The organism is Streptomyces scabichelini (assembly GCF_011045015.1).
GTDB lineage: Bacteria > Actinomycetota > Actinomycetes > Streptomycetales > Streptomycetaceae > Streptomyces > Streptomyces scabichelini.
This window is the reverse complement of record NZ_JAAKZY010000161.1, coordinates 1-23,726: the sequence shown is the minus strand read 5'-3', so window position 1 is coordinate 23,726 and position 23,726 is coordinate 1. Positions and strand designations below refer to the sequence as shown.

Genomic DNA, 23,726 nt, shown 5'->3' with positions numbered 1-23,726 from the left:
GGGGGCTCCGCCCCCAGGCCCCCGTATCGGCCTGAACGGCCTCGTCCTCAAACGCCGGACGGGCTGATTGGCGCGGGCCTGGGCTGCAAAGATCCTGGGGCGCGAGATCAGCCCTCGGCCGGAGGCACCACGCACGCCCCCTTCCGCCACCACTCCGGCAGCATCTCAATGGCCTCGTCGCCCAGCGGGTTCACCCCCGGCCCCGCGGCCAGCGAGTGCGCCACCAGAACGTGCAGGCACTTCACCCGGTCCGGCATGCCGCCCGCACTGGGGAAGCCCTCCAGGACCTCGATGGCGTCGCGCCGCGCGATGTAGTCCTCGTGCGCGGCCCGGTACGCGGCGGCCAGCTCCGGATCCGAGGCCAAGCGCTCCGTCATCTCCTTCATGACGCCGTTCGCCTCGAGCGTGCCGATCGCGGAAGCGGCCCGCGGACACGTCAGGTAGTACGTCGTCGGGAACGGCGTGCCGTCGGGCAGCCGCGGCGCCGTCTCGACCACGTCCGGCTGCCCGCAGGGGCAACGATGCGCGATCGCGCGCAGCCCGCGCGGCGGCCGGCCGAGCTGCTGCTTGAAGGCCTCGACGTCCGCGTCGGTGGGCTCGGTACGCGGGGTGGAAGGCGGGGGCTTTTCCATGCCTGTCTTTCTCAGCTTGTCTTGCTCATCCAGTTCACTGGTCCGCTTCACTGGTCCGCGCGGTCGGCCTTGTCGACGCCGTCCCAGACGTTGGCGTACCAGAGGCGGTCGGCCGCCGTCCGGTCCGTACGCGACTTCTTCGCCGCGCCGGGGTCGATCACGATGTAGCCGGTCTCGCCCGGCATCACATAGTGCAGCCGCTCCCGGATCTGCTGCTCGGCGTACGCGTCGTCCTGCCAGCGTGCCTTGAGGTCGCGCAGCTGCTCGACCCGCTCACGGGCCTGCTCCCGCTGCCGCTCGAGATCGGCGATCTCGGCGCGCTGGGAGACGTACTGCCGTGTCGGGTACGCGAGGGCCACTACGAGGGTGCACAGGACGAGGGCGAGGAGTGCGGCCCGGCCGGTCAGCCGGGAGCGGCGGGCCTGGCGCTTGGTCTGGGAGCGGTAGACGCGGGCCGCCGTCTGCTCACCGAGCAGCCGCAGCCTGGTCGCGGTGGAGAACCGGTCCCGGTCCTTCACGGCCATCACGCCTCCCCTTCACCCACGCGTACGTCCCCGCACACGGTACGGGACCGCGTACGGGGACGTAGGCAAGGAGGTGCCTACAGAGAGGTCAGCCCTTGAAGCGGGGGAACGCCGAACGGCCCGCGTACACCGCCGCGTCGTCGAGGATCTCCTCGATGCGCAGCAGCTGGTTGTACTTGGCGACGCGGTCCGAACGGGCCGGGGCGCCGGTCTTGATCTGGCCGCAGTTGGTGGCGACGGCGAGGTCGGCGATCGTGACGTCCTCGGTCTCGCCGGAGCGGTGGGACATCATGCACTTGAAGCCGTTGCGCTGGGCGAGCTCCACGGCGTCCAGGGTCTCGGTCAGCGAGCCGATCTGGTTGACCTTGACCAGCAGGGCGTTGGCGGAGCCCTCCTCGATGCCGCGGGCCAGGCGCTCCGGGTTGGTGACGAAGAGGTCGTCGCCCACGATCTGGACCTTGTCACCGATCTTCTCGGTGATGACCTTCCAGCCGGCCCAGTCGTCCTCGAACAGCGGGTCCTCGATGGAGACGAGCGGGTACGAGGCGACGAGCTCCTCGTAGTACTCCGTCATCTCCGCGGCGGTGCGCTCCTTGCCCTCGAAGACGTACGTGCCGTCCTTGTAGAACTCGGAGGCGGCGACGTCGAGCGCGAGGGCGACCTGCTCGCCGGGGGTGTAGCCGGCTTCCTTGATCGCCTCGAGGATGAGGTCGAGGGCGGCGCGGTTGGACTCCAGGTTCGGAGCGAAGCCGCCCTCGTCGCCGAGGCCGGTGGACAGTCCCTTGGCCTTCAGCACCTTCTTGAGGGTGTGGTAGACCTCGGCGCCCCAGCGCAGGGCCTCGGAGAAGGACTCCGCGCCGATCGGGGCGATCATGAACTCCTGGATGTCGACGTTCGAGTCGGCGTGCGAGCCGCCGTTCAGGATGTTCATCATCGGAACGGGCAGCAGGTGCGCGTTCGGACCGCCCAGGTAGCGGAAGAGCGGGAGGTCGCTGGCCTCGGAGGCGGAGTGCGCGACGGCGAGGGAGACACCGAGGATGGCGTTGGCGCCGAGCGAGCCCTTGTTGTCGGTGGCGTCCAGGTCGATCATGGCCTGGTCGATCAGCCGCTGCTCGGTGGCGTCGTAGCCGACGAGCTCGGGACCGAGCTGCTCGATGACGGCGAGGACGGCCTTCTCCACGCCCTTGCCGAGGTAGCGGTTGGCGTCTCCGTCGCGGAGTTCGACAGCCTCGAAGGCGCCCGTGGAGGCGCCGGACGGGACGGCGGCACGACCCGTGCTGCCGTCGTCGAGGCCGACCTCGACCTCGACCGTGGGATTGCCTCGGGAGTCCAGGATTTCCCGGGCTACGACGACGTCGATGGACGGCACGAGCATCTCCTTCTGGGATGTGACGCGGGTACGCGGGCCGCTGGGCCCGCCACTGCACAGAGCCGTGGCGGCTCCGCGATGACGAGCCTAACCGGCTCCGGGCGATCGGCCATCCGCTCGGCCCTCCCGTGGACAGAACCGAGAGTAAATTGTTTCCGAACGGAACAAAAAGTCCCGTCCCAGTGCGTACGGGGGAAGACGCACCGGGACGGGACTGCTGGGGGCTCGACTTCAGCCGCTCTGGGGGCTGTGCTTCAGCCGAGCCGGGGCTCAGGTGCAGCGGAGCCGGGGGCTCAGTGTCAGCTGAGGTGCAGCTGCTGGCCCGGGTAGATCATGTCCGCGCTGTCGACGATGTCGTCGTTCAGCTTGAACAGCTTCTGCCAGCCGCCCTTGACGTCGTGCTCCGCGGCGATCTCGCTGAGGGTGTCACCCTTGACGACCTTGTACTCGCCGTCGCCCTTCTTGACCTTCTTGCCGGTCGGGGTGGTGACGGTCTTCTTGGCGGCCGGACGCTCCTGCGAGCGGGAGGCGCGCTCCTGCTGGGCCGGCGCACTCTGCTGCTGCGACTGCTGGGTGTTCTGCTGAGCGGCATCGGAGCCCGAGGACCCGCCGCCGTTGTACGCGGCGCCGGACAGACCCTTGCCGCAGACCGGCCAGGCACCCTTGCCCTGGCCCGCGAGGACCTTCTCGGCTATCTCGATCTGCTGGGCCTTGGAGGCCTGGTTGGCGGTGGCGGCGTACTTCGTGCCGCCGTACCCGGCCCACGTGGAGGCCGAGAACTGGAGGCCGCCGTAGTAGCCGTTGCCCGTGTTGATGGACCAGTTGCCGCCCGACTCGCACTGGGCGACGGCGTCCCACTCGGAGGCCGTGGCGGCGGAGGCCGAGCCGGTCGCCATCAGCGGGGCGGCGATGGCGGCACCGGTGACACCGGCGAGCGTGGCAATGCGGGTGGCCTTGTTCGGGCGACGGTGCTTGCCCTTGCCGGAAAGCAGCATGAAGTGATCCCCTCACCGACGCCTACGAGGTGAGCTGTCGGGTTCGGGCCTGGTGAGTTGCCCGGCCGCGCGACCTTGGTCACGCGGCTTCACCCCAAGCCGTACCTGGTCTCGGTGACCGGGCCCGGCACTTACCTTGGGTCCCCCGCTCCTGCCTACGGCGCTTGACGCGACGACTGTTCCCGTACGGCCGTTGGCAGGATTCGGCGTGACAACCGTCGGGGCCCGCTGTGGCGAGCGGTCACGACCGTAGACACGCGATCCGCGGAATTTCAAAGACGATCAGGGCCTTTGAGATCCATCTCTCACTTTCACCAAAGGGGACATTCGGCCCGAACTGCCGCCACTTTTCGGCTGATTCGGCGGCTCTGTCACCGTTCAGCCTGTGCCGAGTTCGAGGCGCTGACCGGGGAGAATGAGGTCCGGGTCGGAACCGACGGTCGTCTCGTTCTCGGCGTAGAGCTCGGACCATCCGCCTTGCAGGCCAAGGGAGTCCGCGATCGCCCAGAGACTGTCTCCGGAACGGACCGTGTACGAGCCCGCGACCGCGCCGCGGGAGGCGTCGTCACCGCGCGAGGCGTGACGGCCGGCGGAGTCGTCCGTACGGGAGGCCGCGGCGTCTTCTCCGGCGCTTCCACCGCGATGACGGCCGGTACCGGCGTCTGCGCCTGCGCCTGCACCTGCCTCAGCGCCGCTCGAAGCGTCGCCGTTCTGGCCGGAGTTGTCCGACTCGTCGCTATTCGTCGAGTCTGTGGGCGAACTGTCGGGGCTCGGAGTGTCGGCACCGGCGCCGCTGTCGGAGTCCTGCGACGCACCGGTGGACGACTCAGGCGTATCGGATGTATCGGACGAACCTGAGTCGCTGGATGTACCGGATGTACCGGACGTATCAGACGCGTCGCCCGAATCGGCCTTCGTGGAGCCATCACTTGACGCCTGACCAGAATCCGAATTCGAATCCGAACCCGAATCCACACCCAGACCCGAATCCAAGCCCAAACCCGAGCCCGAATCAGTGGACGGTGTGGGGGTGGGCGTGGCCGAGTCGTCCACCACACCGGTGTCGACATCGGCCGAGTCGGAGTTCTGCGTCAGACCCGCGACGAGTCCACAGGTCGGCCACGCGCTGGTGCCCTGGTCCGCGAGGATCTTCTCGGCGACGGCTATCTGCTGGGAGCGGCTGGCCTGGTCGGCGCTCATCGCGTAGTCGAGGCCGCCGTACTGCTCCCACTCCTCCTGGGTCACCTGAAGGCCGCCGTACTCCCCGTTGCCGGAGTCGGCGCTCCACGCGCCGCCACTCTCGCACTCCGCGACCGCGTCCCAGGTCGTGCCACTGGCGGCGCTCGCGCCGGTCGCCCCGAGCAGGGGAATCGCGATGGCCGATCCGGTCACCCCTGCCGCGACGAAGAGAGCCGGCGCCTGACGGGGGCGACGGTGTCGACCGTTCCCGGAGAACATGCGATTGCCTTTCGCGTGACGGAGGTCTGACTGCACGGGGATGTGACCAAAGGGACAGGTGAGGCCCGCTTCGCGTGAACCTAGTCGGACTCGAACGCTTGTCACAAGTCGATGCAGCGTAGATCACGTGAAGATCACAGATCTGATGCCCTGTCAGGTTTGAGCTGCGGGATCGTCAGCAGATTCCGGGCACATCGACAAGGCGAACCGGGTCTCGCAGGCCTGGTTCGCGTGCCGGTCCTGCGGATTCGTTGATCACGCAGACCGATGGGGGCGCCTCCCGCTCGAGCGAAGCCGAGAGTGGGGGAAGCTCCCGCAACATCCGCGCCCGCGCGTGGCAGTTGTGGCGACGCGGGGCCCAGTCAACGGCCCCTGCCCCATCCCGGAAACCCGGGGCTGGGGCTGGACGCAAACGCAGCATCACGCCCAGTGATGCCCGTTGTGCAAGCCCGCCGCTTTAGCGACAGGTAGTTGACTCCTCCGAGACTGTTCCGTTCCCGGAGTGTTGGTGCACCGCCGGGAAGGATCCGGCTCCTTTGCGCTGCTACAAGCGCTCTGGGGCCGGTGCCGTGTGGGGAACCGTACCTGTCGATCTGTGCAATTGAAGGGGAATTGCACAGATTGTTGTCCTCATCCACGCAACGCGACTCCGGATACCGTCACCTTGTGAACGCCCCCCATATCGAACCCGAACTCTTCACCTGGGAGTTCGCCACCGATCCCTACCCCGCCTACGCGTGGCTCCGTGAGCATTCGCCCGTGCACCGCACCACGCTCCCCAGCGGTGTCGAGGCATGGCTCGTGACCCGGTACACGGACGCCAAGCAGGCGCTCGCCGACCAGCGGCTCTCCAAGAATCCCGTGCATCATTCCGAAGACGCCCAGGGCAAGAGCAAGACGGGTATCCCCGGCGAGCGCAGTGCCAACCTCATGACCCACCTGCTCAACATCGATCCGCCGGACCACACCCGGCTCCGGCGGCTCGTCTCCAAGGCGTTCACACCCCGCCGCGTGGCCGAATTCGAGCCCCGCGTCCAGGAGCTGACCGACCGCCTCATCGACCAGTTCGCCGACAAGGGCTCCGCCGACCTCATCCATGAGTTCGCGTTCCCCCTCCCCATCTACGCCATCTGCGACCTGCTCGGCGTCCCCCGCGAGGACCAAGACGACTTCCGGGACTGGGCGGGGATGATGATCCGGCATGGGGGAGGACCGAGAGGCGGTGTCGCGCGGTCCGTGAAGAAGATGCGCGGCTATCTCGCCGAGCTGATCCACCGCAAACGGGAGGCGCTCCCCGACACCCCTGGTCCCGGCGAAGATCTCATCTCCGGGCTGATCCGCGCCTCCGACCACGGCGAGCATCTCACCGAGAACGAGGCTGCAGCCATGTGTTTCGTACTACTGTTCGCTGGCTTTGAGACCACTATTAACTTGATCGGCAACGGCACGTACGCACTGCTGCGCAACCCAAAGCAGCGGGCGCAGCTACAGAAATCGATGGAACTTGGCGGACAGGAACTTCTCGACACCGCCGTCGAAGAGCTTCTCCGTTACGACGGCCCTGTCGAACTGGCTACCTGGCGCTACGCAACCGAGTCCCTCGAAATCGGCGGACAACGAATCGCTTCCGGTGATCCCGTGCTCGTGGTCCTCGCCGCTGCCGACCGTGATCCCGCCCGTTTCGACGAGCCGGACACACTCGACCTCTCCCGCCGGGACAACCAGCACCTTGGCTACGGACATGGCATCCACTACTGCCTCGGCGCCCCACTCGCCCGCCTGGAAGGCCGCACCGCGCTGGCCACCTTGCTGCGCCGCCTGCCTGATCTTCGGCTTGCTGCCGATCCCGCGGACCTGCGCTGGCGAGGCGGCCTCATCATGCGGGGGCTTCGGAACCTCCCCGTGGAGTTCACGGCCTCCTGAGATGTGTGGATCAGCCCCGCCCCATAGCAATGGTTCGGCTCGCTGAGACGCGCTCACACGGAACAGGCGACTCACGGTCCCCCGTCGGCGTCAGCCCTCCGTCGCCCGTATCGCATCCCGGTACGCCCGCGCAGCGGCCCGCAGTGCCGCCTCCGGATCGACGCCCTCCGCCTCGGCGCGTACGGCCATCGTGAGCAGTTCGTAGCCGACGCCCTCGCCCGGTGGCAGTGGAACCTCAAGTCCCGCCGTGCGCACGCGCGATGCGAGCTTGGCGGCGAGTGCCAGGCCCGGCTGGCCGAGCGGGATGCCCTCCGTGACGGACGTCCGCTGCTTCTCCACGGCCTTGGTGCGCAGCCAGTGCTCCTTGACCTCCTCGGGCGTCGTGGCCGTCTCGTCGCCGAAGACGTGCGGATGGCGGTGGATGAGCTTGGTGACGATGCCGCCCGCCACGTCGTCTATGGAGAAGGGCTCTTCGGGGTCCTCCTCGGCGATGCGCGCGTGGAAGACGACCTGGAGCAGGACGTCGCCCAGCTCCTCCCGCAGCTCGTGGCGGTCGCCCTCCTCGATCGCCTCGACGAGTTCGTACGCCTCCTCGATGCCGTATTTCGCGAGGCCCTGGTGGGTCTGCTGGGACGACCAGGGGCACTCGGCGCGGATGCGGTCCATGACCTGGACGAGGTCGAGGAGCCGGGCGCCGGGGAGGTCGTACGAGGCGGGGAGCAGTTCGAGGTCGGGCATCTGGACGCGTCCGGAGCCGGCCAGGCGGGCCAGCCCGTCGGTCAGCATCGGTTCGCCCTCGCCCGTGGCGACGACGGTCACCGTGCGGCCGCCCGCGCAGGCGTCGACGAGTTCCTCGGCGGTCGGCGCGGCCTCGTCGACCTTGACGCCGGCCTCGCGCAGATACGGCAGCTGGGGGTGTGCGCCGTCCGCGCACAGGACGCGGTCGGCGCCGTGCAGCGCCTGCCAGGCGGGCCAGGACAGGAGTCCGGGCGCGACGCGGTGGCTGGTGGTGAGCAGGACGATGCGCCCCGGGCTGGATGCGTTCACCCATCGAACGTAACCCACGCCACTGACAACAAGGTCATCCACCTGACAGCCCTGAGGGCCCTGACGGCTACGCCGTCTCCTGGCTCCCCGCCTGTGTGACCTCGCGCAGCCACGGCAGCTTGGCGTCGGCGCGGCTGCTCTTCTCGACGTCCCAGGTGCCGTAGCGCGGGTTCAGGTCGACGTCGAGTTTCCTGGAGGCGTCGGACAGGGCCTTCCAGAACGCCGGCCCGCTGGTGTCGGTGCCGAGCCCGGCGGCCAGCTTCTGGGCCTCGAGCTGCAGGCGGAGGTTGTCGTCAAGTCGCTCGGGCGGTACGCCGTACTGCTGCAGCCAGGCGTTCTCCAGGGCCTTCGCGCCGCCGGTCTGGTCCTCCAGGCGGGCGCGTGTGCGCGTGACCTCCTTGCGGGAGACGGTCACGCCCTCGTCCTGGGCGGCGCGGTGCAGCACGCGGTCGAGGACCATGCCGTTCAGGATCTCGCGGGTGAGGCCGCCGGACTTGGAGATGGCCTGCGCGTACTGGGTGTCGTCCGTGATGGCGGCCCGCTGCGCGCTGCGCACCTCGTCCACCCGGTTCTCCAGCTGGGAGACCGTGATCCGGTCGCCGCCGACGACGGCCGCGGCACCGGGATGCGCGTCGTCTCCGCAGGCGGTGAGGAGGGGGGCCGCGGTGGCGAGCGTGGCGGCGAGGAGGAGCGCGGTGCGACGGCGGCGGTGCAAGGAGACCTCCTGTGGGAGCTTGTGCGACGGTGCACAAAGTCTTGCGGTGATCGATGGTAAGCATGGGCCCAGCTCTCGGCCACCCATTCGACCAACGATTCGCCGAGACTTGAGGTACCGATTCCTCAGCACTCCGCTCTCGCGGGGATCCGGCCCTCTATCCGCGTACCTGCCCCAGCCACTGCAGCGTCCGCCGGATCTCGCCCGCCATCGGATTCCCCGGTCCCTGCAGTCGCTCCACGTCGAGCAGCAGCCGGGACAGGGTCTCGTGGGCGGCGCCGCGGTCGCCGAGGGCGAGCAGGAGGTGGCCGATGCGGCGGCGTACGTCGTAGGAGAGCTCGGGGTCGCCGGCCACGTACTGGTTCTCGTAGTACGGCAGCAGGGAGCGGTACTCCGCGAGCGCGGCCGCGGGTTCGCCGAGTTGTTCCAGGCACTGGGCGGCCTCGTAGCGGAAGCGCAGTGACTGCGGGTCGGCCCGGCCGGCCTCGGCGGCGCGCTCGTCGGCGAGGCGGCGCAGCTCGGGCAGGGCGCGGCGGAACTGGCCGTCGTCCATCAGCGTGGCCGCGTACTGCTTGCGCAGGGTGCGGACGACGGGTGAGTGCTCGCCGTGCTGTTCGGCCGCGGTCGGGAGGATCGAGCCGAGGATGTCGACGGCCTGGGTGATGCGGCCCTCGCCGAGGAGGCGTTTGACCTCGTCGACGGCGCCCGCGACATCGGGTTTCTCCACGGCGGGGGTGGCCTGCGGCTGCGCCGCGGGGGTGCGGGCGCGGTCGGGCCAGGGGGCGTGCGGACGCAAGAAGGGGCGCGTCGGGTCGAGAGGGCCGCCGGTCGGGATGCCGCGTGCGGGGAGCAGCGGGAGCAGCTTCTCGTACGTCTCCTGCGCGGAGGCCGGGCGGTGCTGCGGGTCCTTGGCGAGCAGGTGCAGTACGAGGGCTTCGAGGGGCTCGGGGACTTCGGGGCGCAGCCGGCGTACCGGAACCGGCAGTTCGTACAGGTGCCGGTGGAGCACGCCGAGGACGGTGGAGCCCGAGAACGGCACGTCTCCGCTGAGGAGTTCGTGCAGCAGCACGCCGAGCGCGTAGAGGTCCGTGTACGGGCCGACCGCGCCGCCCATCGCCTGCTCGGGCGCCATGTAGGCGGGGCTGCCGATGGGCGAGCCGGTGTGTGTGAGGCGGGTCGTGTCCGTGTCCATGACGGAGGCGACGCCGAGGTCGAGGACGGTGACCATGCCGTCCTGCTTCACCATCACGTTCCGCGGTTTGAGGTCGCGGTGCACGATCGGGACGGCATGCACCGCGGACAGCACGGCGCACAGCTGGGCGGCGACCGCGACGGCCCACTGCCAGGGGTACGGGGTGTGCTCGGCGTGGTGGCCGGCGAGGTCGACGCCGTCGACGTACTGCATGACGAGGAACAGCTCCTCGCCCTCGGTGCCCGCGTCATGGACCGTGACCAGGCCGGGGTGGTCGACCTGGGCGGTGACACGGCACTCGCGCACGAAGCGGCGGCGCAGTTCGTCGGCGTCCTGGCCCGCGACCTTGTCGGGGCGCAGCAGCTTGACCGCGACGCGCCGGTCCAGGCGCTGGTCGTACGCGGTCCACACCTGGCCCATGCCGCCCTGGCCGATGAGCGTGGAGAGTTCGTAGCGGCCGGTGATCACACGTCCCGACGCCACGGTCACCTGTCGTCCTCGTGCTTGCGGAGATAGTCACTGAGCTCGTCCAGCTCGGCGCGCACCTGGTCGATCCGGGCGGGCGCGGGCCGCTGCGGCTGGGGCGGAGCCGACGGAACGGGAGGCTGCTGGGACGCGGGGGGCTGGGGCACGGGGGTCCCGGGATGTGTGACGCCGTACGGCGGCGGGGCCTGCTGGTAGCCGTAGCCGGCCGTCGGGTGCCCAGGCGGTATGTAGGACCTGAAATGGGGCTGGTCGAAGTGGCGGATGTCCACGTACAGAAACCAGCTGACGCACGCCACGGCATGGAGCAGCAGGAGGATCATGCCCATTTCGCCGTTCGGACTGCTGAAGTCGTCGGTGGTGTCCGAGGCGAGCAGGAAGAAGACGAAGGCCGTGATCGCGATAGAGCCCATGAAGACCCACCAGTCGCGCTTCCTGCGGGTCGCGATGGCGGCTCGCAGCGGCGCGGTCCAGGCGAGGAACCCGATGCTCAGAAGCGGCATCGCCACGAAGATCACACGCAACACGACCAGGACCCCGGTCGAGGGTCGACGCGGCGGTGGCGGCGCGTAGCCGTGGCCGTGCATGGCTGCTCCTGAAGACCTGATGACAGCAGACGTACGAATGTGGGAATGAGCGTATCTGCCGACAAGGACAACGGTCCCTGGTTGTACCGAACCGTTGTAACGCCGCTCACTTGGCCCGCCGCGCGAGCGTGGCGTCACAGTGCGTGCCGCACCCACACGTTGGGCTCGACGTACACCGCGTACCCCCGCCCCGGCTCGCAGTGCACCGGTACCAGCGCGCCGGGCACCTCGACGAGGCCTTCTTCGTCGAACGGCAGCCCCGTCCACTGCCGCCACTCGTCGAGCGAGGCCGCCACGGCCATCGAGGCCGGTGCCACCGCGTGGATGGTGGCGCCCGCGCGGACATGGACGCGCAGCCACGGGTCGTGCGGGAGCCCGTCGCCGCGCGTGCGGAAGGCGTACTCCTCCATCGGCGTACGCGGCTCCAGGTGCTTCGCGCTGGGGCGCACCGGGGCGACGACCTCGCGGAAACCGTGCGTCCGGGCGTTGTCGCGCATCGCCGCGAGCATCCGGGCCGACAGGCCGCCGCCCTGGGCGTGCGGGGCGATGACGATCGAGATCGCGCTCACCATGTCGGGCCGGGCCCCGCGTCGCAGGTCGGCGAACGCCCAGACCAGCACCTGGTCCCAGCCCCGCGCCGGCAGCTCGCCGCGGCCCTCGTCCGCCAGCGCGAAGGGCACGCTGTAGGCGTGGGCGACCACTTCTCCGTGCTCGTCCTCCGCGAAGAGCGCGTACTCCGGCAGCTCGGTGGCTATCCGGTCGTAGTGCGTGTCGCCGATGGGGTCGTGGCGGATGAACTCGGGCCAGGTGTCGGCCATGCCGACCACCTTCTCGTGCATCTCGGGGCGCTCGGCGAGGCTGGACACCTTCAGCTCCATGCCGGACACCGTAGGCGGCAACTCAGCCCGCATGGAACCGTTCTGGCGCCCGCGTCGGATTGCCACCCGCCGGAAGCCGCTGCTCCGGGCAGCCGGCCAGCACCCGCTCCATGGCGGTCTTCGGCCTCTTCGTCTGCCCGGTCCCCTTCGGTTCCAGCCAACGGCGAGCATGCCGACGGGGCCCTTCTCCTGAGGTCAGCCATTGCTGGGGCCGGGGCCGGCCGCGAGTTGGTCGCCAAGGCAGCTGCGGCGGTACAGGACCTGGCGTCCGTTGCGCGCCCGGGTGACGAGCCCCGTCGCGTGCAGGACGCGCAAGTGCTGGGAGACGGCGCTGGGGGTCACCCTGAGGCGGCGGGCGAGCTCCACCGTGGGCAGCGGCTCCTCGAGGAGGTTGAGGAGTCTTGCTCGGGATGCGCCGAACAGGGACGCCAGGGCGGCGCTGTCGGGGAGTGGAGTCTCGTCCCACAGGGTGGCCACTCCCCGGCTGGGATAGACGAGACTCGGTGGCTCGTCCGGGCTGACGGGGGGCGCGGGCTTGTGCGCGAACACCGATGGCAGGAGCAGCAGCCCCCGGCCGGAGGCCGTCACGCGGTGCCTGCTGATCATCTTGTCGATGTACAGCTCGCCGTCCCGCCAGCGCAGGTTCGGGTGCATATCGGCGAACAGCAGCCGGGCGCCTCCCAGGGCGAGTTGCCGGGCGCGGTAGGTCATGTCGGCTTCCAGCACCAGTCGCATCTGCCGCCACATCGGCTCGATGGCCGCCTCCCAATACTGCCGCAGGACCTCGCAGATGGCGTCGCGAAGTCCGGCGACGCTCAGGTCGTCGGCCAGGGCGTCGCGCAGGGCGGCGGGGAGCGGGTCCGGTGCGTGCGCGAGCAGCAGGTCGTGGCGGACCTGGGCGGGGCAGGTCCGGCGGACGACGGCGAGTTCCTCCTCGAAGGCCGGTGCGAAGTCCGTGGGATTCGGGGTCAGGAAGTCGGGGATGGTGCGCCGCTGGGCGACCAGGGACATCAGCAGACCGGTGTCGAGCGTGCCGAGTCTGCCGAGCACGGACCTGCGCCAGGGCAGGTGTAGCGCAGACAGGCCCGGATCCTGGAGCACCCGCAGGCTGAACAGGGTTTCGTGCAAGGGCGAGAGCACGAAGCGCGTGTCCGCGAGGTCCTCAACACCGAGCACGAACCTGATCATTAAGCCATACGCTACATCGATTGGCGGCGGAACGTCGATGCCGTGGACTTCCGCCCATGACACACACAACTCATGAGCGCCGTACGGCGATTGTCACCGGCGCCGCACGGGGCATCGGCGCCGCGGTGGCCAGGCGTCTGGCGGCCGACGGCCTGGCGGTCGGCGTGATCGACCTGGACGAGGCGGACTGCGCCGGCACGCTGGAGGCCATCGCGAGCGCGGGCGGGTCGGCCCTCGCTGTTGCCGCCGACGTCGCCGACGAGGCCGCGGTCACCGAGGCCGTCGCCCGGATCACCGCCGAGTTGGGGCCGCCGACGGTACTGGTCAACAACGCCGGCGTCGGCCCCCGCGCCGAGCTCCTCGAGATGACCACGCAGCAGTGGGACACAGTTACCGGGATCAATCTGCGCGGCCCGTTCCTCGCCACTCGCGCCATCTGCCCGCACATGATCGCGGCCGGCTGGGGACGCATCGTCAACATGTCGAGCATCTCGGCGGTCGGCGACGCCGCTCGCGTCGACTACGGCAGCGCGAAGGCCGGTCTGATCGGTTTCACCAAGTCGCTCGCCCTCCAACTCGGACGGCATGGCATCACGGCCAACGCCATCGCCCCCGGCTTCGTCGTGAGCGACATGACCAGAGCGTCCGCCCGACGCCTCGGCCGCGACTTCGACGAGTACCGGCGTAGCGCGGCGCAGTCCATCCCGGTCGGGCGGGTGGGCGAGCCGGAGGACATCGCCCACACCGCGTCCTTCCTGGTGAGCCCCGAGGCGGGGTTCGTCTCCGGCCAGGTCATTTATGTCGCCGGCGGACCGGTGGACTGAGAATGAGCCGCCGGATGACCCTGCTACTGGCCGTGACCTGCGCGGTGGCCGTGGGCAACGTCTACTTTCCGCAGGCGATCACCCCCTTGGTTGCCGCAAGGCTGTATACGTCTCTCGATTCGGCCTCCCTGGCCGTGACCGCCACCCAGGTCGGTTACACGGCCGGGATGTTCCTGCTGGTGCCGCTCGGCGACCGGCTCCCGGACCGCTCGTTCCTCGTCTTCCTGCTCTCCCTGACCGGTTTGGGCCTGCTCGCCGCAGGCTGCGCTCCCACCCTGCCGCTCCTCGTCGCCGCCAGTGCCCTCGTCGGGCTCGCCACCGTGGCCGCGCAGGTCGTCGGCCCGCTGGCGGCCGGACTGGTGGTTGCCGACCGCCTGGGAGCGGTGCTCGGCACCTTGCTGAGCGGGTCGATCGGCGGCATGCTGCTGGCCCGCGCCTTCAGCGGGGCACTCGGCGAATGGCTGGGGTGGCGGGCTCCCTATCTGGTGGCCGCTGTCCTGGTCCTGGTACTCGCCGTCATCCTGGCCCGCACGCTGCCGGTCACCACCCCGCCCTCGTGCCAGCCGTACCCGTCGCTTCTGGCCGAGTCGCTGCGCCTGCTGCGCACAGAGCCGGATCTGCGGCGCTCCTGTCTCTATCAGGCGGCGGTCTTCGCCGGGTTCTCGGCCGTGTGGACGTGCCTGGCGCTCCTCCTCACAGGTCCCACCTACGGCCTGGGCGCCCAGGCCGTAGGGCTGCTCGCCCTGGTCGGCGGCGCCACCATGATCTGCACCCCGCTCGCCGGACGCCTGGTGGACCGCCGTGGGCCGGACCCGATGAACCTCGTCTGCATGCTGGGGGTACTCCTCTCGGCCGCGGTCCTGACCGCCGGGGCCCTGGGCGGCGCGCCGGGGCTGGCCGCTCTGGTCGCCGGCACGCTGCTGCTCGACATCGCCATGCAGTCCGGCATGGTCGCCAACCAGGCACGGATCTACGCCCTGCGCGCCGACGCCCGCAGCAGGCTCAACACCGCCTACATGACCTGCGCATACCTGGGCGGCAGCGCGGGATCCTGGCTCGGGGTACAGACGTATGGCGAGACCGGGTGGTGGGGCGTGTGCGCGCTCCTGGCACTGCTTACGGTGCTCGCCCTGGCCCGCCACATCATGGCGCTGGGCAGCCGGAGGCCTGGAGCGTCAACAGGCCGGGCACGGGCCGCTGTCGACAACCAGCCGATCCGCCCTTGTTGAGCCTCCGGTGCCCGTCAACCGCCGCACTGGCGCAACATCATCCGCTTGTCCGGCTCGGTGACCGGCATCTCGTACTTGGTGGCGACCTGGGCGAACCGGACCGCGTAGGCACACCTGATCTGTTTGTTGGGCGGCAGCCAGGACGCGGGTCCGGAATCGCCCTTGGCCGAGTTGGCTCGCCCCTCGACCGGCATCAGATTGAGCACGTCGTTGGCGAGTTGCTCGCGCTTGCTCTCCGACCAGCGCGACGAACCCATCTGCCAGCTGTAGGACAGCGGCACGACATGATCTATCTGCACCTCGGTGGCCTTCTGCTTGCGCCACTTGATGGTCGTCCCGGTGTACGGGTCGTCCAGCGTCATGGCGATGACCACGCAGTCGGAGCCGGTTCGGAAACGAAGGTTCTGACCATCGCGACGAATGAGATCATTTCGAGTGTCACACCCGTTCCTCGCGAGCGGCACTCCGTCGGCCGTGTCCATCCACGCGTAGCCGAACTCGTCGCGGTCGTAGCCCGTCTGCGGTCCCCGCCCCTTCATGGAGAGCTCCCCGATGAGTTTGCGAGCCCCAGCCTTGTCCACGTCCGTCGTCACGGGCGCGAGCCCTGGTTTCGTACCGTCCGGGTTCTTGAGCGGACTGACCGCCCGTCCGTCCGACGCAGTCGGCCCGGAGCCCGTCTGGGGGTTGTCTTCGCCGAGACCCTCGCATCCCGCAACGAGGAGCACGGCGGCCGCCAGCACTGTCACGGCACGGAAGAAGCGCGCACTCTCAACAGCCTTGTGCCTCACGTCCCTCTCAGTAAGCACAGCTCACCACTCCTCGCATGAGCTGCGCAAACGCCTCAATCACCGGGCGAAGCACAGAGACAACGCAGGTATCGCAGCCGTTCGAGTCGGTGTCGGCCCAAGGGCTGCCGAACTTGTCGCGGTCGTATCCCGTCCTGGGCGCCCTCCCCTTGACGGTCAGCGAGTCGACGGCGGCGAGGGCGGCGCCGCCTGCTGATGCCCCGGAGCCGGCCGAAGCCGATGGCCGCGTCGGCTCATCCCCTCCCGTCGAACCCGTGCTCTCCACGGTGCAGCCGGTCACGGCGAGCAGCATGACCGCGGCACCGGCACCCCTGGTCCAGAGCGTCACGCGCGCTCCCTCCCCTTACCTCCCCGGGTCCGCCCTGGTCGGGCGGTTCTCGGTGTACTTCACGTTGACATGCTCTCCCTCCTGAAGGAGGGAGATTTTGGCCTGCTCGCTCGATGCTGTGCCGCTGCGCAGCACGGGCATCGGACGGGCTTCCATGGCTTCCTGCTTCGTCGCGCTGTGCCAGAACGAGTTCTGGTCTTACCGGCGCTCCACAGGCTGAATCCGCCAGTCCGGCGGCCTGTTTCACATTCTTTGCCGCGTTGTGGTCGCGGTCGTGGACGGTCTTGCATGCGATGCAGGTCCATTCCCGCACATCGAGGGGTTTGGGCCCGCTCGGGTAGCCGCAGGTGGAGCACACCTGGCTGGTGGGCGTAAACCGTCCGATCTTGACGAAGGTCCGCCCGTACCGAGCCGCCTTGTACGCCAGCATTCCCACGAACTGCGACCAGCCCGCATCGTGGATGCTCTTGGCCAGCCTGGTACGCGCCAAACCCTTCACCGACAAATCCTCCACGGCGACCGCTTGGTTCTCGCGGATCAGCTGTGTGGAGAGCTGGTGGTGGAAATCCCGGCGTGCGTCGGCGACCACTGCGTGGGCGCGGGCGACCTTCAGACGGGCCTTCTCGCGGTTCTTGGATCCCTTCTGTTTGCGGGACAGCTCCCGCTGAGCCTTCTTGAGTTTCTTCTCCGCCCGGCGCAGGAACCGAGGAGAGTCGATCTTCGTTCCGTCGGAGAGGACCGCAAAATGCGTCAGCCCCAGATCGATGCCGACCCTCGCGTCAGTGGCAGGCATCCGCTCCAGATCGGCTGCCGGGTCGGTATCGATGACGAAGCTGGCGAAGTACCGCCCCGCCGCGTCCTTGATCACGGTGACCGACGAGGGTGCGACGGGCAGGGTGCGAGACCACTTCACCCGCACCTGGCCGATCTTCGGCAGGTTCAATCGGCCCGTCGGCGTGATCGACCAGCGGGCGTTCGCAGTGAACCGGATCGACTGCCGAGAATCCTTGCGGGACTTGAACCTCGGCGCACCCGCCTTCGCCCCCTTATGCTCCCCTTTCAGGGAGGCGAAAAAGTTGCGGTAGGCGGCCTCGACATCCCGCAGAGACTGCTGGAGCACCACCGCCGACACCTCGCCCAGCCAAGCGCGTTCCGGAGTCTGCTTGGCTTGGGTGATCAGTTTCTGGGACAGCTCGGACGCCCTGGGGAACGGCTTTCCCGCCGCGCGGGCGTCCTCGCGGGCGCGCACCGCGTCGTTGAACACCACCCGGGCGCACCCGAATGCCCTGGCCAGCGCGATGCGTTGGCCCGGTTCCGGGTACAGACGGAAGCCGTACCGCAGCTGCATGAATCCCCCCGATCGGATTGCCACACAGGACAACGAACTGCGACGGGAAAGGTCACTCGTTCCCATCAAGAACATCCGAACGAACTTCCCGCCGCTACCAGGCAAAACACGTTCGCACACACGCCTGTTCGCGGTAATGCGTAGAAAATCAGTAGCAGTTGAATACCCTCGCGGGCGAGCGCCTGCGCGACGCTGTAGCCGCCGTACCGCCCTCCGGACGCGGCCCCGACCCCCGCCTCGCCGGTGTCGCCGCCTGGTCCCTGGCCCACGGCTTCGCGACGCTCCTGCTCAGCCACAACCTGGACGGCCCGGTGGGTGACCAGGACCCGGAGGACGTCTTCCGCCTGCTGACGGGGGTGCTGTTCCAGTCACGGTCGGACTGACCCTGGAGCACCGCATGGCCCCCGCACCCCGCGCACTCAGCGGTGTCCTGATCGTCGAGAGCCTGCGCGTCGGCAGCGAGTTGAACGGCATCCCGCTGCAGGTCACAGCCATCCACCGCATCGCGGTCGGCAACGCGACGGCCGACCGGCGGCTGGTACGTCGACTTCAGCACCACGACCGAGGCCTACGTCGTCTTCGCCGACCGCGTCTTCCGCTACCCGCGCGGTGACGCGGCGGCGCGCGCCGAAGCGGAGGCGTACGCCCGCTCGGTGGGCGTACCGGAGTCCCAACTGGACTGGAAGGACTGAGGCGAAATCAGTCGCCCTCCCCTCACGACCCCAGGATCGAAGCCAGGAACTCCCCCGTCCACCCCAGCAACTCCCGCCCGACCAACGGCTTTCCCCCCACCTTCGCCGTCTTCGGGCGCGGCACCAGGACCTGGTGGACGGCGGGCTTGATGACGACCCCCGGGTACAGACGCTTGACCCGCAGCTCCTGCGACTCCCTCAACTCCACCGGCGCGAACCGGATGTTGTTCCCCTGGAGCACGATCTCGCCGACGCCGCACGCGCGCGCGAGCATCCGGAGTCCGGCCACCAGCAGCAGGTTCTCGACCGGCTCGGGCAACTTCCCGTAGCGGTCGACGAGTTCCTCGCGTACGGACTTGATGTCGTCCTCCGTGTTGACGGAGGCGATGGCCCGGTAGGCCTGGAGGCGCAGCCGCTCGCCGGGCGCGTAGTCGTGCGGGACGTGCGCGTCGACAGGGAGCTCGATCTTGACCTCCAGCGGCGGCTGCTCCGCATCAGATCCGTCGCCGCCGTCCAACGACGCCCGGTAGTCGGCGACCGCCTCGCCCACCATGCGTACGTACAGGTCGAAGCCGACGCCCGCGATGTGGCCCGACTGCTCGCCGCCGAGGAGGTTTCCGGCCCCTCGGATCTCCAGGTCCTTCATCGCCACGTACATGCCCGCGCCCATCTCCGTGTGCTGGGCGATGGTCGCCAGGCGCTCGTGGGCCGTCTCCGTCAGCGGCTTCTCGGGCGGGTAGAGGAAGTACGAGTAACCCCGCTCACGGCCGCGCCCCACACGCCCCCGCAGCTGATGCAGCTGTGAGAGGCCGAAGTTGTCGCCGCGCTCCACGATCAGCGTGTTGGCGTTGGAGATGTCGATGCCCGACTCCACGATCGTCGTCGAGACGAGCACGTCGAACTTCTTCTCCCAGAAGTCGACGACGACCTGTTCCAGGGCCTGTTCCGACATCTGCCCGTGGGCCGTCGCGATGCGCGCCTCCGGGACGATCTCCCTCAGCCTCGCCGTCGCCCGGTCGATCGACTCGACGCGGTTGTGGATGTAGAAGACCTGCCCCTCGCGCAGCAGTTCGCGGCGGATCGCCGCGCCGATCTGCTTCTCCTCGTACGGCCCGACGAAGGTCAGGACCGGGTGCCGCTCCTCCGGAGGAGTCGTGATCGTGGACATCTCGCGGATGCCCGTCACCGCCATCTCCAGGGTCCTGGGGATCGGCGTCGCCGACATCGTCAGTACGTCCACATTGGCCCGCAGCTTCTTCAGCTGCTCCTTGTGCTCGACACCGAAGCGCTGCTCCTCGTCGACGATCACGAGCCCCAGGTCCTTGAACTTGGTCTCGGCGGAGAACAGCCGATGCGTGCCGATGACGACATCCACGGAACCGTCCCGCAGCCCCTCCAGGACCGCCTTCGCCTCCGTGTCCGACTGGAAGCGCGACAACGCCCGTACGTTCACGGGGAACTGGGAGTAGCGCTCGCCGAACGTCCCGAAGTGCTGCTGCACCAGCAAAGTAGTGGGTACGAGCACCGCCACCTGCTTGCCGTCCTGCACGGCCTTGAAGGCGGCCCGCACCGCGATCTCCGTCTTGCCGTAGCCGACGTCGCCGCAGACCAGGCGGTCCATCGGGACCGTCTTCTCCATGTCCTCCTTGACCTCGGCGATCGTCGTCATCTGGTCCGGGGTCTCCACGTACGGGAAGGCGTCCTCCAGCTCGCGCTGCCACGGTGTGTCCGCGCCGAACGCGTGCCCCGGGGCCGCCATCCGCGCGCTGTAGAGCCTGATCAGGTCGGCCGCGATCTCCTTGACGGCCTTCTTGGCGCGCGCCTTGGTCTTCGTCCAGTCGGCGCCGCCCAGGCGATGCAGGGTGGGGGCCTCCCCGCCCACGTACTTGGTGATCTGCTCCAGCTGGTCGGTGGGGATGTAGAGCCGGTCGCCGGGCTGGCCGCGCTTGGCCGGGGCGTACTCCACGACCAGATACTCACGGATCGCACCCTGCACGGTCCGCTGGACCATCTCGATGTAGCGGCCGACGCCGTGCTGCTCGTGGACGATGTAGTCGCCCGTCTCCAGGGTCAGCGGGTCGATGGACTTGCGGCGGCGGGCGGGCATGCGCGCGCCCTCCTTGCCGGCCGCCCGCTGACCCGTGAGGTCGGTCTCGGTGAGGACGGCGAGCTTCAGGGCCGTATCGACGAAGCCGTACTCGATCGAACCGCACGCCACCTGGACGACGGAGGGCGCGAGCGTGGCGAGGTCCGCCTCCAGGCGGGCCGCGATGCCCTCGCCGCCGAGGACCTCGACGGTGCGGGCGGCGGGGCCGTGGCCCTCGGTGACGAACACCGCGCGCCAGCCGTCCGCGAGCCAGCCCTTGGTGTCGGCGAGGGCGCGGGCGCTGTCGCCGCGGTACGACTCCGGGGCGTGCATGCCGAGCTTCAGCGTGTCCGCGTCACCCTCTTCGTCCGCCGCGAACGGCGACACCGACCACCACATCATGTCCAGCTCACGGGCCCGGTCCCGTACATCCGCGATGGACCACAGGGAGGCAGCGCCGACGTCGATGGGCGCCGCGCCCCCGCCCGCGGTCGCCGCCCAGGACGCCTGGAGGAACTCCTGCGAGGTCGCCACGAGGTCCGCGGCCCGCGTCCGCACCCGCTCCGGATCGCACACCACAGCCATCGAGCTCTCTGGCAGTACGTCGAGGAGCAGCTCCATGTCGTCGACGAGTACGGGGGCCAGGGACTCCATGCCCTCGACGGCGATGCCCTCGGCGATCTTCCCGAGCAGTTCGCCCAGCTCGGGGTGCTCCTCGGCCAGCGCCGCGGCCCGCTCCCGGACCTTGTCCGTCAGCAGCAGCTCACGGCAGGGCGGCGCCCACAGCCCGTGCTCGGCGACTTCGAGGGACCGCTGGTCGGCGACCTTGAAGTAACGGATCTCCTCGACGTCGTCGCCCCAGAACTCGACCCGCAGCGGGTGCTCCTCGGTGGGCGGGAAGACGTCGAGAATTCCGCCTCGTACGGCGAACTCGCCGCGCTTCTCGACGAGCTCGACCCGGGAGTACGCCGCTGCCGCCAACGCCTCGACGACGTCCCCGAGGTCGGCGCTCTCGCCGCTCCGCAGGGCAACGGGCTCCAGGTCACCCAGGCCCTTGACCTGGGGCTGGAGCACGGAACGTACAGGGGAGACGACGACCGAGATCCGGCCGGTCTCCGGGTCGTCGGGACGGGGGTGCGCGAGGCGGCGCAGCACGGCGAGGCGGCGGCCCACGGTGTCGCTGCGCGGCGACAGGCGTTCGTGCGGGAGGGTCTCCCAGGACGGGTACTCCACGACTCCGTCAGCGGGCAGCAGGGACCTGAGCGCCGCCGCCAGGTCCTCGGCCTCGCGTCCCGTGGCGGTCACCGCCAGGACCGTACGGCCCGTTTCGCGGGCCAGCGCCGCCACCGCGAAGGGGCGGGCCGCGGGTGGGCCGACCAGGTCGACGTGCGTCCGGTTGCCGTCGGTGGCGGCCTTCACCGCTTCGGTGAGTGCGGCGTCCTTGACGACGGCGTCGAGCAGACCGTGCAGACTCATGAAGGGGCTTCCATCCGAGGAGAGGGCAACGCGGAGCGCCCGACACGTCGTACGGGCCGGGGGTGTTCCAGGGTACGACGGCGCGGTCGCGGGCGTCGGGCCTGTGGATAACCTCCGCGGTCCGCTCCGCGGGGTGGGCCTGGCTGGTTTCGCCCCCGCCGCCCCTACCCGTCCCATCCCCGGGGCTGCGCCCCTGAAGGGGCGCACCCCCGCCGCACCCAGTCACAGAGGTACCGTCACATACCACCGACCGACCGAAGGACCAGCCTGTGCCCGGAGTCACCGCCACCGCGTCCGCCCCTGCTGGGGCGGTGGCGGTCCTCCCCTCCCGTGATCGGGGTCCCCGGCTCCGCTTTCTGGATGGCCGGCGGGATCCGGAGATCCTGGCCGCCGTCCTGTTCGTGGCGTACGCGATCGTCTCCGTCGGCCGGTACCAGCGCATGGCGACGAGATCCTGGGACCTCGGCATCTTCGAGCAGGCCGTGCGCGCCTACGCGCACTTCCAGGTGCCGATCGTGGACCTCAAGGGACCCGGAGCGAACGTCCTGGGCGACCACTTCAGCCCCATCACCGCGCTGCTCGCCCCCGTCTACCGGCTGTTCCCCTCCCCCATCACACTGCTCGTCGCCCAGGCCGCGCTGCTGGCGCTGTCCGCCGTGCCGGTCACCAGGGCCGCCGCCCGGCTGCTCGGACGGCCTCGCGGGCTCGCGCTCGGCGTCGCGTACGGGCTGTCGTGGGGCATCCAGCGCGCCGTCGACTTCGACTTCCACGAGATCTGCTTCGCCGTCCCGCTGATCGCCTTCGCCCTGGAGGCGATGCTGCGGCAGCGCTGGCGGGCCGCCCTGTGCTGGGCCCTCCCGCTGGTCCTGGTCAAGGAGGACCTGGGCCTGACGCTGGCCGCCCTCGCCCTGGTCGTCGCGCTGCGGTCCCGGCACTCGTCCCGCCGGACGGCTCTGTACGCGCTCGGGGTCGCGGCCTTCGGCGTGCTGGCCACGGTGGTCACCATGGGCCTGGTGATACCGGCCTTCAACACCACGGACGCCTACGACTACTGGAGCAAGGTCAGCGACGGAGGCGGCCCCTTCGACGGCGTCGACACCAAACTCCGTACGCTCGCCTGGCTGCTGATCCCCACCACCGGCCTGCTGGCCCTGCGTTCCCCGCTCCTCCTGATCGCCCTGCCCACCCTCGGCTGGCGCTTCTTCTCCTCCGACCCGCACCACTGGGGCACGGAGTGGCATTACAGCGCGGTCCTGATGCCGGTCGTCATGCTCGCCCTCGCCGACGCGCTCGCCACCACCCGGCACAGCGCGCGCCCCTGGCTGCGTTCGTACACGCTGCACGTGCCCACCGCCGTCGCCGCGGCGACGCTCGCGCTGACGACCACGCTGCCGCTGTCCACGCTGACCGAGTCCGCCGGCTATCACGTGCCCGCGCGCGTCTCCGCCGTCGAGAACATGCTGTCCCGCATCCCGGACGGTGCCACCGTCGAGTCGAACATCGGCCCCATCAGCCGCCTCACCTCCCGTTGCCGGGTCTTCTGGATCAGCAACACGCGTGGCCTGAACCCTGACTTCATAGCCCTGGACAACTCCTCCGGCCGCTACCGCAACGTCGAGTCGTACGCCCAGCAACTCCACCCCCGCGCCGAGTACACCGTCATCGGCTCCGCCAAGGGCTACGTCCTCCTCGAACGTCGGTGACCTTTGGGCGGGTGCCTACGGGGGTGGTGGGTTTCGGTTGCGTGGCGGCTGCAGCGCCGTCGTGGCTGGTCGCGCAGTTCCCCGCGCCCCTAAAAGACCAAAAGACGAGCCCCAAGCTAAAAAACGAGCCCCAGCTCCCACGCCCCCGCCAGTCACCCACCCGCTCCCTCCCACCGGCGGGAGGGGTCGTGGGCCGGTGCGTCGTACGCCCGTCGCGTAGGTTCGGTCTCAGGCCACCCGCAC

The 23,726-nt window shown here is 69.6% G+C and carries 18 protein-coding genes, 3 pseudogenes and 1 riboswitch; of the genes and pseudogenes, 6 read left to right on the top strand and 15 right to left on the bottom strand.

What is annotated here, in order from left to right:
- Positions 1-107: 107 nt before the first annotated feature.
- The 5 genes from G5C60_RS36310 to G5C60_RS36290 all read right to left on the bottom strand — a co-directional run bounded on the left by G5C60_RS36310 (position 108) and on the right by G5C60_RS36290 (position 4,978).
- Entirely contained in the window at positions 108-632 is a 525-nt protein-coding gene (locus G5C60_RS36310; protein WP_165265836.1) for a DUF501 domain-containing protein, read from the bottom strand.
- A gap of 47 nt (positions 633-679) precedes the next feature.
- Complete coding sequence (locus tag G5C60_RS36305; protein ID WP_165265834.1) at positions 680-1,156, bottom strand: FtsB family cell division protein; 477 nt, start codon at positions 1,154-1,156, stop codon at positions 680-682.
- Between the two features lie 88 nt (positions 1,157-1,244).
- Positions 1,245-2,531 (bottom strand): phosphopyruvate hydratase, encoded by a 1,287-nt coding sequence (gene eno, locus G5C60_RS36300; protein ID WP_165265832.1) that lies wholly within the window; start codon positions 2,529-2,531, stop codon positions 1,245-1,247.
- A 293-nt stretch (positions 2,532-2,824) separates the two neighbouring features.
- Complete coding sequence (locus G5C60_RS36295) at positions 2,825-3,520, bottom strand: LysM peptidoglycan-binding domain-containing protein (protein WP_165265830.1); 696 nt, start codon at positions 3,518-3,520, stop codon at positions 2,825-2,827.
- A gap of 4 nt (positions 3,521-3,524) precedes the next feature.
- A riboswitch (cyclic di-AMP (ydaO/yuaA leader) is annotated at positions 3,525-3,693 on the bottom strand.
- 205 nt (positions 3,694-3,898) lie between these two features.
- Positions 3,899-4,978, bottom strand: a complete 1,080-nt coding sequence (locus G5C60_RS36290) for a LysM peptidoglycan-binding domain-containing protein (protein ID WP_165265828.1) — start codon at positions 4,976-4,978, stop codon at positions 3,899-3,901.
- 666 nt (positions 4,979-5,644) lie between these two features.
- On the opposite strand from G5C60_RS36290, the gene G5C60_RS36285 reads away from it, so the two are divergent.
- Positions 5,645-6,901, top strand: coding sequence for a cytochrome P450 (locus G5C60_RS36285; RefSeq protein WP_165265826.1), 1,257 nt, complete (start codon positions 5,645-5,647; stop codon positions 6,899-6,901).
- A gap of 90 nt (positions 6,902-6,991) precedes the next feature.
- On the opposite strand, the gene G5C60_RS36280 is transcribed toward G5C60_RS36285, so the two are convergent.
- From G5C60_RS36280 to G5C60_RS36255, 6 genes are all read right to left on the bottom strand, one after another.
- Entirely contained in the window at positions 6,992-7,966 is a 975-nt protein-coding gene (locus tag G5C60_RS36280; RefSeq protein WP_420907445.1) for a nucleoside triphosphate pyrophosphohydrolase, read from the bottom strand.
- Positions 7,967-8,015: 49 nt separating this feature from the next.
- Positions 8,016-8,663 (bottom strand): SurA N-terminal domain-containing protein, encoded by a 648-nt coding sequence (locus G5C60_RS36275; RefSeq protein ID WP_165265822.1) that lies wholly within the window; start codon positions 8,661-8,663, stop codon positions 8,016-8,018.
- Positions 8,664-8,820: 157 nt separating this feature from the next.
- Positions 8,821-10,323 (bottom strand): serine/threonine-protein kinase, encoded by a 1,503-nt coding sequence (locus G5C60_RS36270; protein ID WP_338146034.1) that lies wholly within the window; start codon positions 10,321-10,323, stop codon positions 8,821-8,823.
- A gap of 17 nt (positions 10,324-10,340) precedes the next feature.
- The gene (locus tag G5C60_RS36265) at positions 10,341-10,925 is read right to left on the bottom strand and encodes a hypothetical protein (protein WP_165265818.1); all 585 of its coding nucleotides are present in this window, start codon (positions 10,923-10,925) and stop codon (positions 10,341-10,343) included.
- 134 nt (positions 10,926-11,059) lie between these two features.
- Entirely contained in the window at positions 11,060-11,803 is a 744-nt protein-coding gene (locus G5C60_RS36260) for an N-acetyltransferase (RefSeq protein WP_165265816.1), read from the bottom strand.
- Between the two features lie 195 nt (positions 11,804-11,998).
- Entirely contained in the window at positions 11,999-12,991 is a 993-nt protein-coding gene (locus tag G5C60_RS36255) for an ArsR/SmtB family transcription factor (protein ID WP_165265814.1), read from the bottom strand.
- A gap of 56 nt (positions 12,992-13,047) precedes the next feature.
- On the opposite strand from G5C60_RS36255, the gene G5C60_RS36250 reads away from it, so the two are divergent.
- Complete coding sequence (locus tag G5C60_RS36250) at positions 13,048-13,815, top strand: SDR family oxidoreductase (protein WP_165265812.1); 768 nt, start codon at positions 13,048-13,050, stop codon at positions 13,813-13,815.
- Positions 13,816-13,829: 14 nt separating this feature from the next.
- Positions 13,830-15,044: an MFS transporter gene (locus G5C60_RS36245; protein ID WP_241267332.1), complete on the top strand. Its 1,215-nt coding sequence runs from the start codon at positions 13,830-13,832 to the stop codon at positions 15,042-15,044.
- 14 nt (positions 15,045-15,058) lie between these two features.
- Here the strand turns inward: G5C60_RS36245 and G5C60_RS36240 are convergent, their stop codons facing one another.
- The 3 genes and pseudogenes from G5C60_RS36240 to G5C60_RS36235 form a co-directional block, all read right to left on the bottom strand.
- Positions 15,059-15,784 (bottom strand): GmrSD restriction endonuclease domain-containing protein, encoded by a 726-nt coding sequence (locus G5C60_RS36240; protein ID WP_165265838.1) that lies wholly within the window; start codon positions 15,782-15,784, stop codon positions 15,059-15,061.
- Between the two features lie 133 nt (positions 15,785-15,917).
- Positions 15,918-16,170: pseudogene (locus tag G5C60_RS52560) on the bottom strand (hypothetical protein); the annotation flags it as partial.
- A gap of 135 nt (positions 16,171-16,305) precedes the next feature.
- A pseudogene (locus G5C60_RS36235) lies at positions 16,306-17,526 on the bottom strand (RNA-guided endonuclease InsQ/TnpB family protein); the annotation flags it as partial.
- Positions 17,527-17,693: 167 nt separating this feature from the next.
- Between G5C60_RS36235 and G5C60_RS36230 the strand changes: the two are divergent.
- Positions 17,694-17,909: pseudogene (locus G5C60_RS36230) on the top strand (TetR-like C-terminal domain-containing protein); the annotation flags it as partial.
- A 14-nt stretch (positions 17,910-17,923) separates the two neighbouring features.
- The gene (locus G5C60_RS36225) at positions 17,924-18,139 is read left to right on the top strand and encodes a hypothetical protein (protein ID WP_241267331.1); all 216 of its coding nucleotides are present in this window, start codon (positions 17,924-17,926) and stop codon (positions 18,137-18,139) included.
- Between the two features lie 101 nt (positions 18,140-18,240).
- Here the strand turns inward: G5C60_RS36225 and mfd are convergent, their stop codons facing one another.
- A complete protein-coding gene (mfd, locus tag G5C60_RS36220; RefSeq protein ID WP_165265808.1) occupies positions 18,241-21,780 on the bottom strand; it encodes a transcription-repair coupling factor in 3,540 nt (1,179 codons plus the stop codon).
- A gap of 440 nt (positions 21,781-22,220) precedes the next feature.
- On the opposite strand from mfd, the gene G5C60_RS36215 reads away from it, so the two are divergent.
- Entirely contained in the window at positions 22,221-23,483 is a 1,263-nt protein-coding gene (locus G5C60_RS36215; RefSeq protein WP_206440412.1) for a DUF2079 domain-containing protein, read from the top strand.
- Positions 23,484-23,726 lie beyond the last annotated feature (243 nt).

Excerpts from the sequence above, each read along its gene's own strand:
- G5C60_RS36310 (WP_165265836.1), bottom strand. The coding sequence starts at position 632 with ATGGAAAAGCCCCCGCCTTCCACCCCGCGTACCGAGCCCACCGACGCG.
- G5C60_RS36305 (WP_165265834.1), bottom strand. The coding sequence starts at position 1,156 with ATGGCCGTGAAGGACCGGGACCGGTTCTCCACCGCGACCAGGCTGCGG.
- eno (WP_165265832.1), bottom strand. The coding sequence starts at position 2,531 with ATGCTCGTGCCGTCCATCGACGTCGTCGTAGCCCGGGAAATCCTGGAC.
- G5C60_RS36295 (WP_165265830.1), bottom strand. The coding sequence starts at position 3,520 with ATGCTGCTTTCCGGCAAGGGCAAGCACCGTCGCCCGAACAAGGCCACC.
- G5C60_RS36290 (WP_165265828.1), bottom strand. The coding sequence starts at position 4,978 with ATGTTCTCCGGGAACGGTCGACACCGTCGCCCCCGTCAGGCGCCGGCT.
- G5C60_RS36265 (WP_165265818.1), bottom strand. The coding sequence starts at position 10,925 with ATGCACGGCCACGGCTACGCGCCGCCACCGCCGCGTCGACCCTCGACC.
- G5C60_RS36260 (WP_165265816.1), bottom strand. The coding sequence starts at position 11,803 with ATGGAGCTGAAGGTGTCCAGCCTCGCCGAGCGCCCCGAGATGCACGAG.
- G5C60_RS36255 (WP_165265814.1), bottom strand. The coding sequence starts at position 12,991 with ATGATCAGGTTCGTGCTCGGTGTTGAGGACCTCGCGGACACGCGCTTC.
- G5C60_RS36250 (WP_165265812.1), top strand. The coding sequence starts at position 13,048 with ATGACACACACAACTCATGAGCGCCGTACGGCGATTGTCACCGGCGCC.
- G5C60_RS36245 (WP_241267332.1), top strand. The coding sequence starts at position 13,830 with ATGACCCTGCTACTGGCCGTGACCTGCGCGGTGGCCGTGGGCAACGTC.
- G5C60_RS36225 (WP_241267331.1), top strand. The coding sequence starts at position 17,924 with ATGGCCCCCGCACCCCGCGCACTCAGCGGTGTCCTGATCGTCGAGAGC.
- mfd (WP_165265808.1), bottom strand. The coding sequence starts at position 21,780 with ATGAGTCTGCACGGTCTGCTCGACGCCGTCGTCAAGGACGCCGCACTC.
- G5C60_RS36215 (WP_206440412.1), top strand. The coding sequence starts at position 22,221 with ATGGCGACGAGATCCTGGGACCTCGGCATCTTCGAGCAGGCCGTGCGC.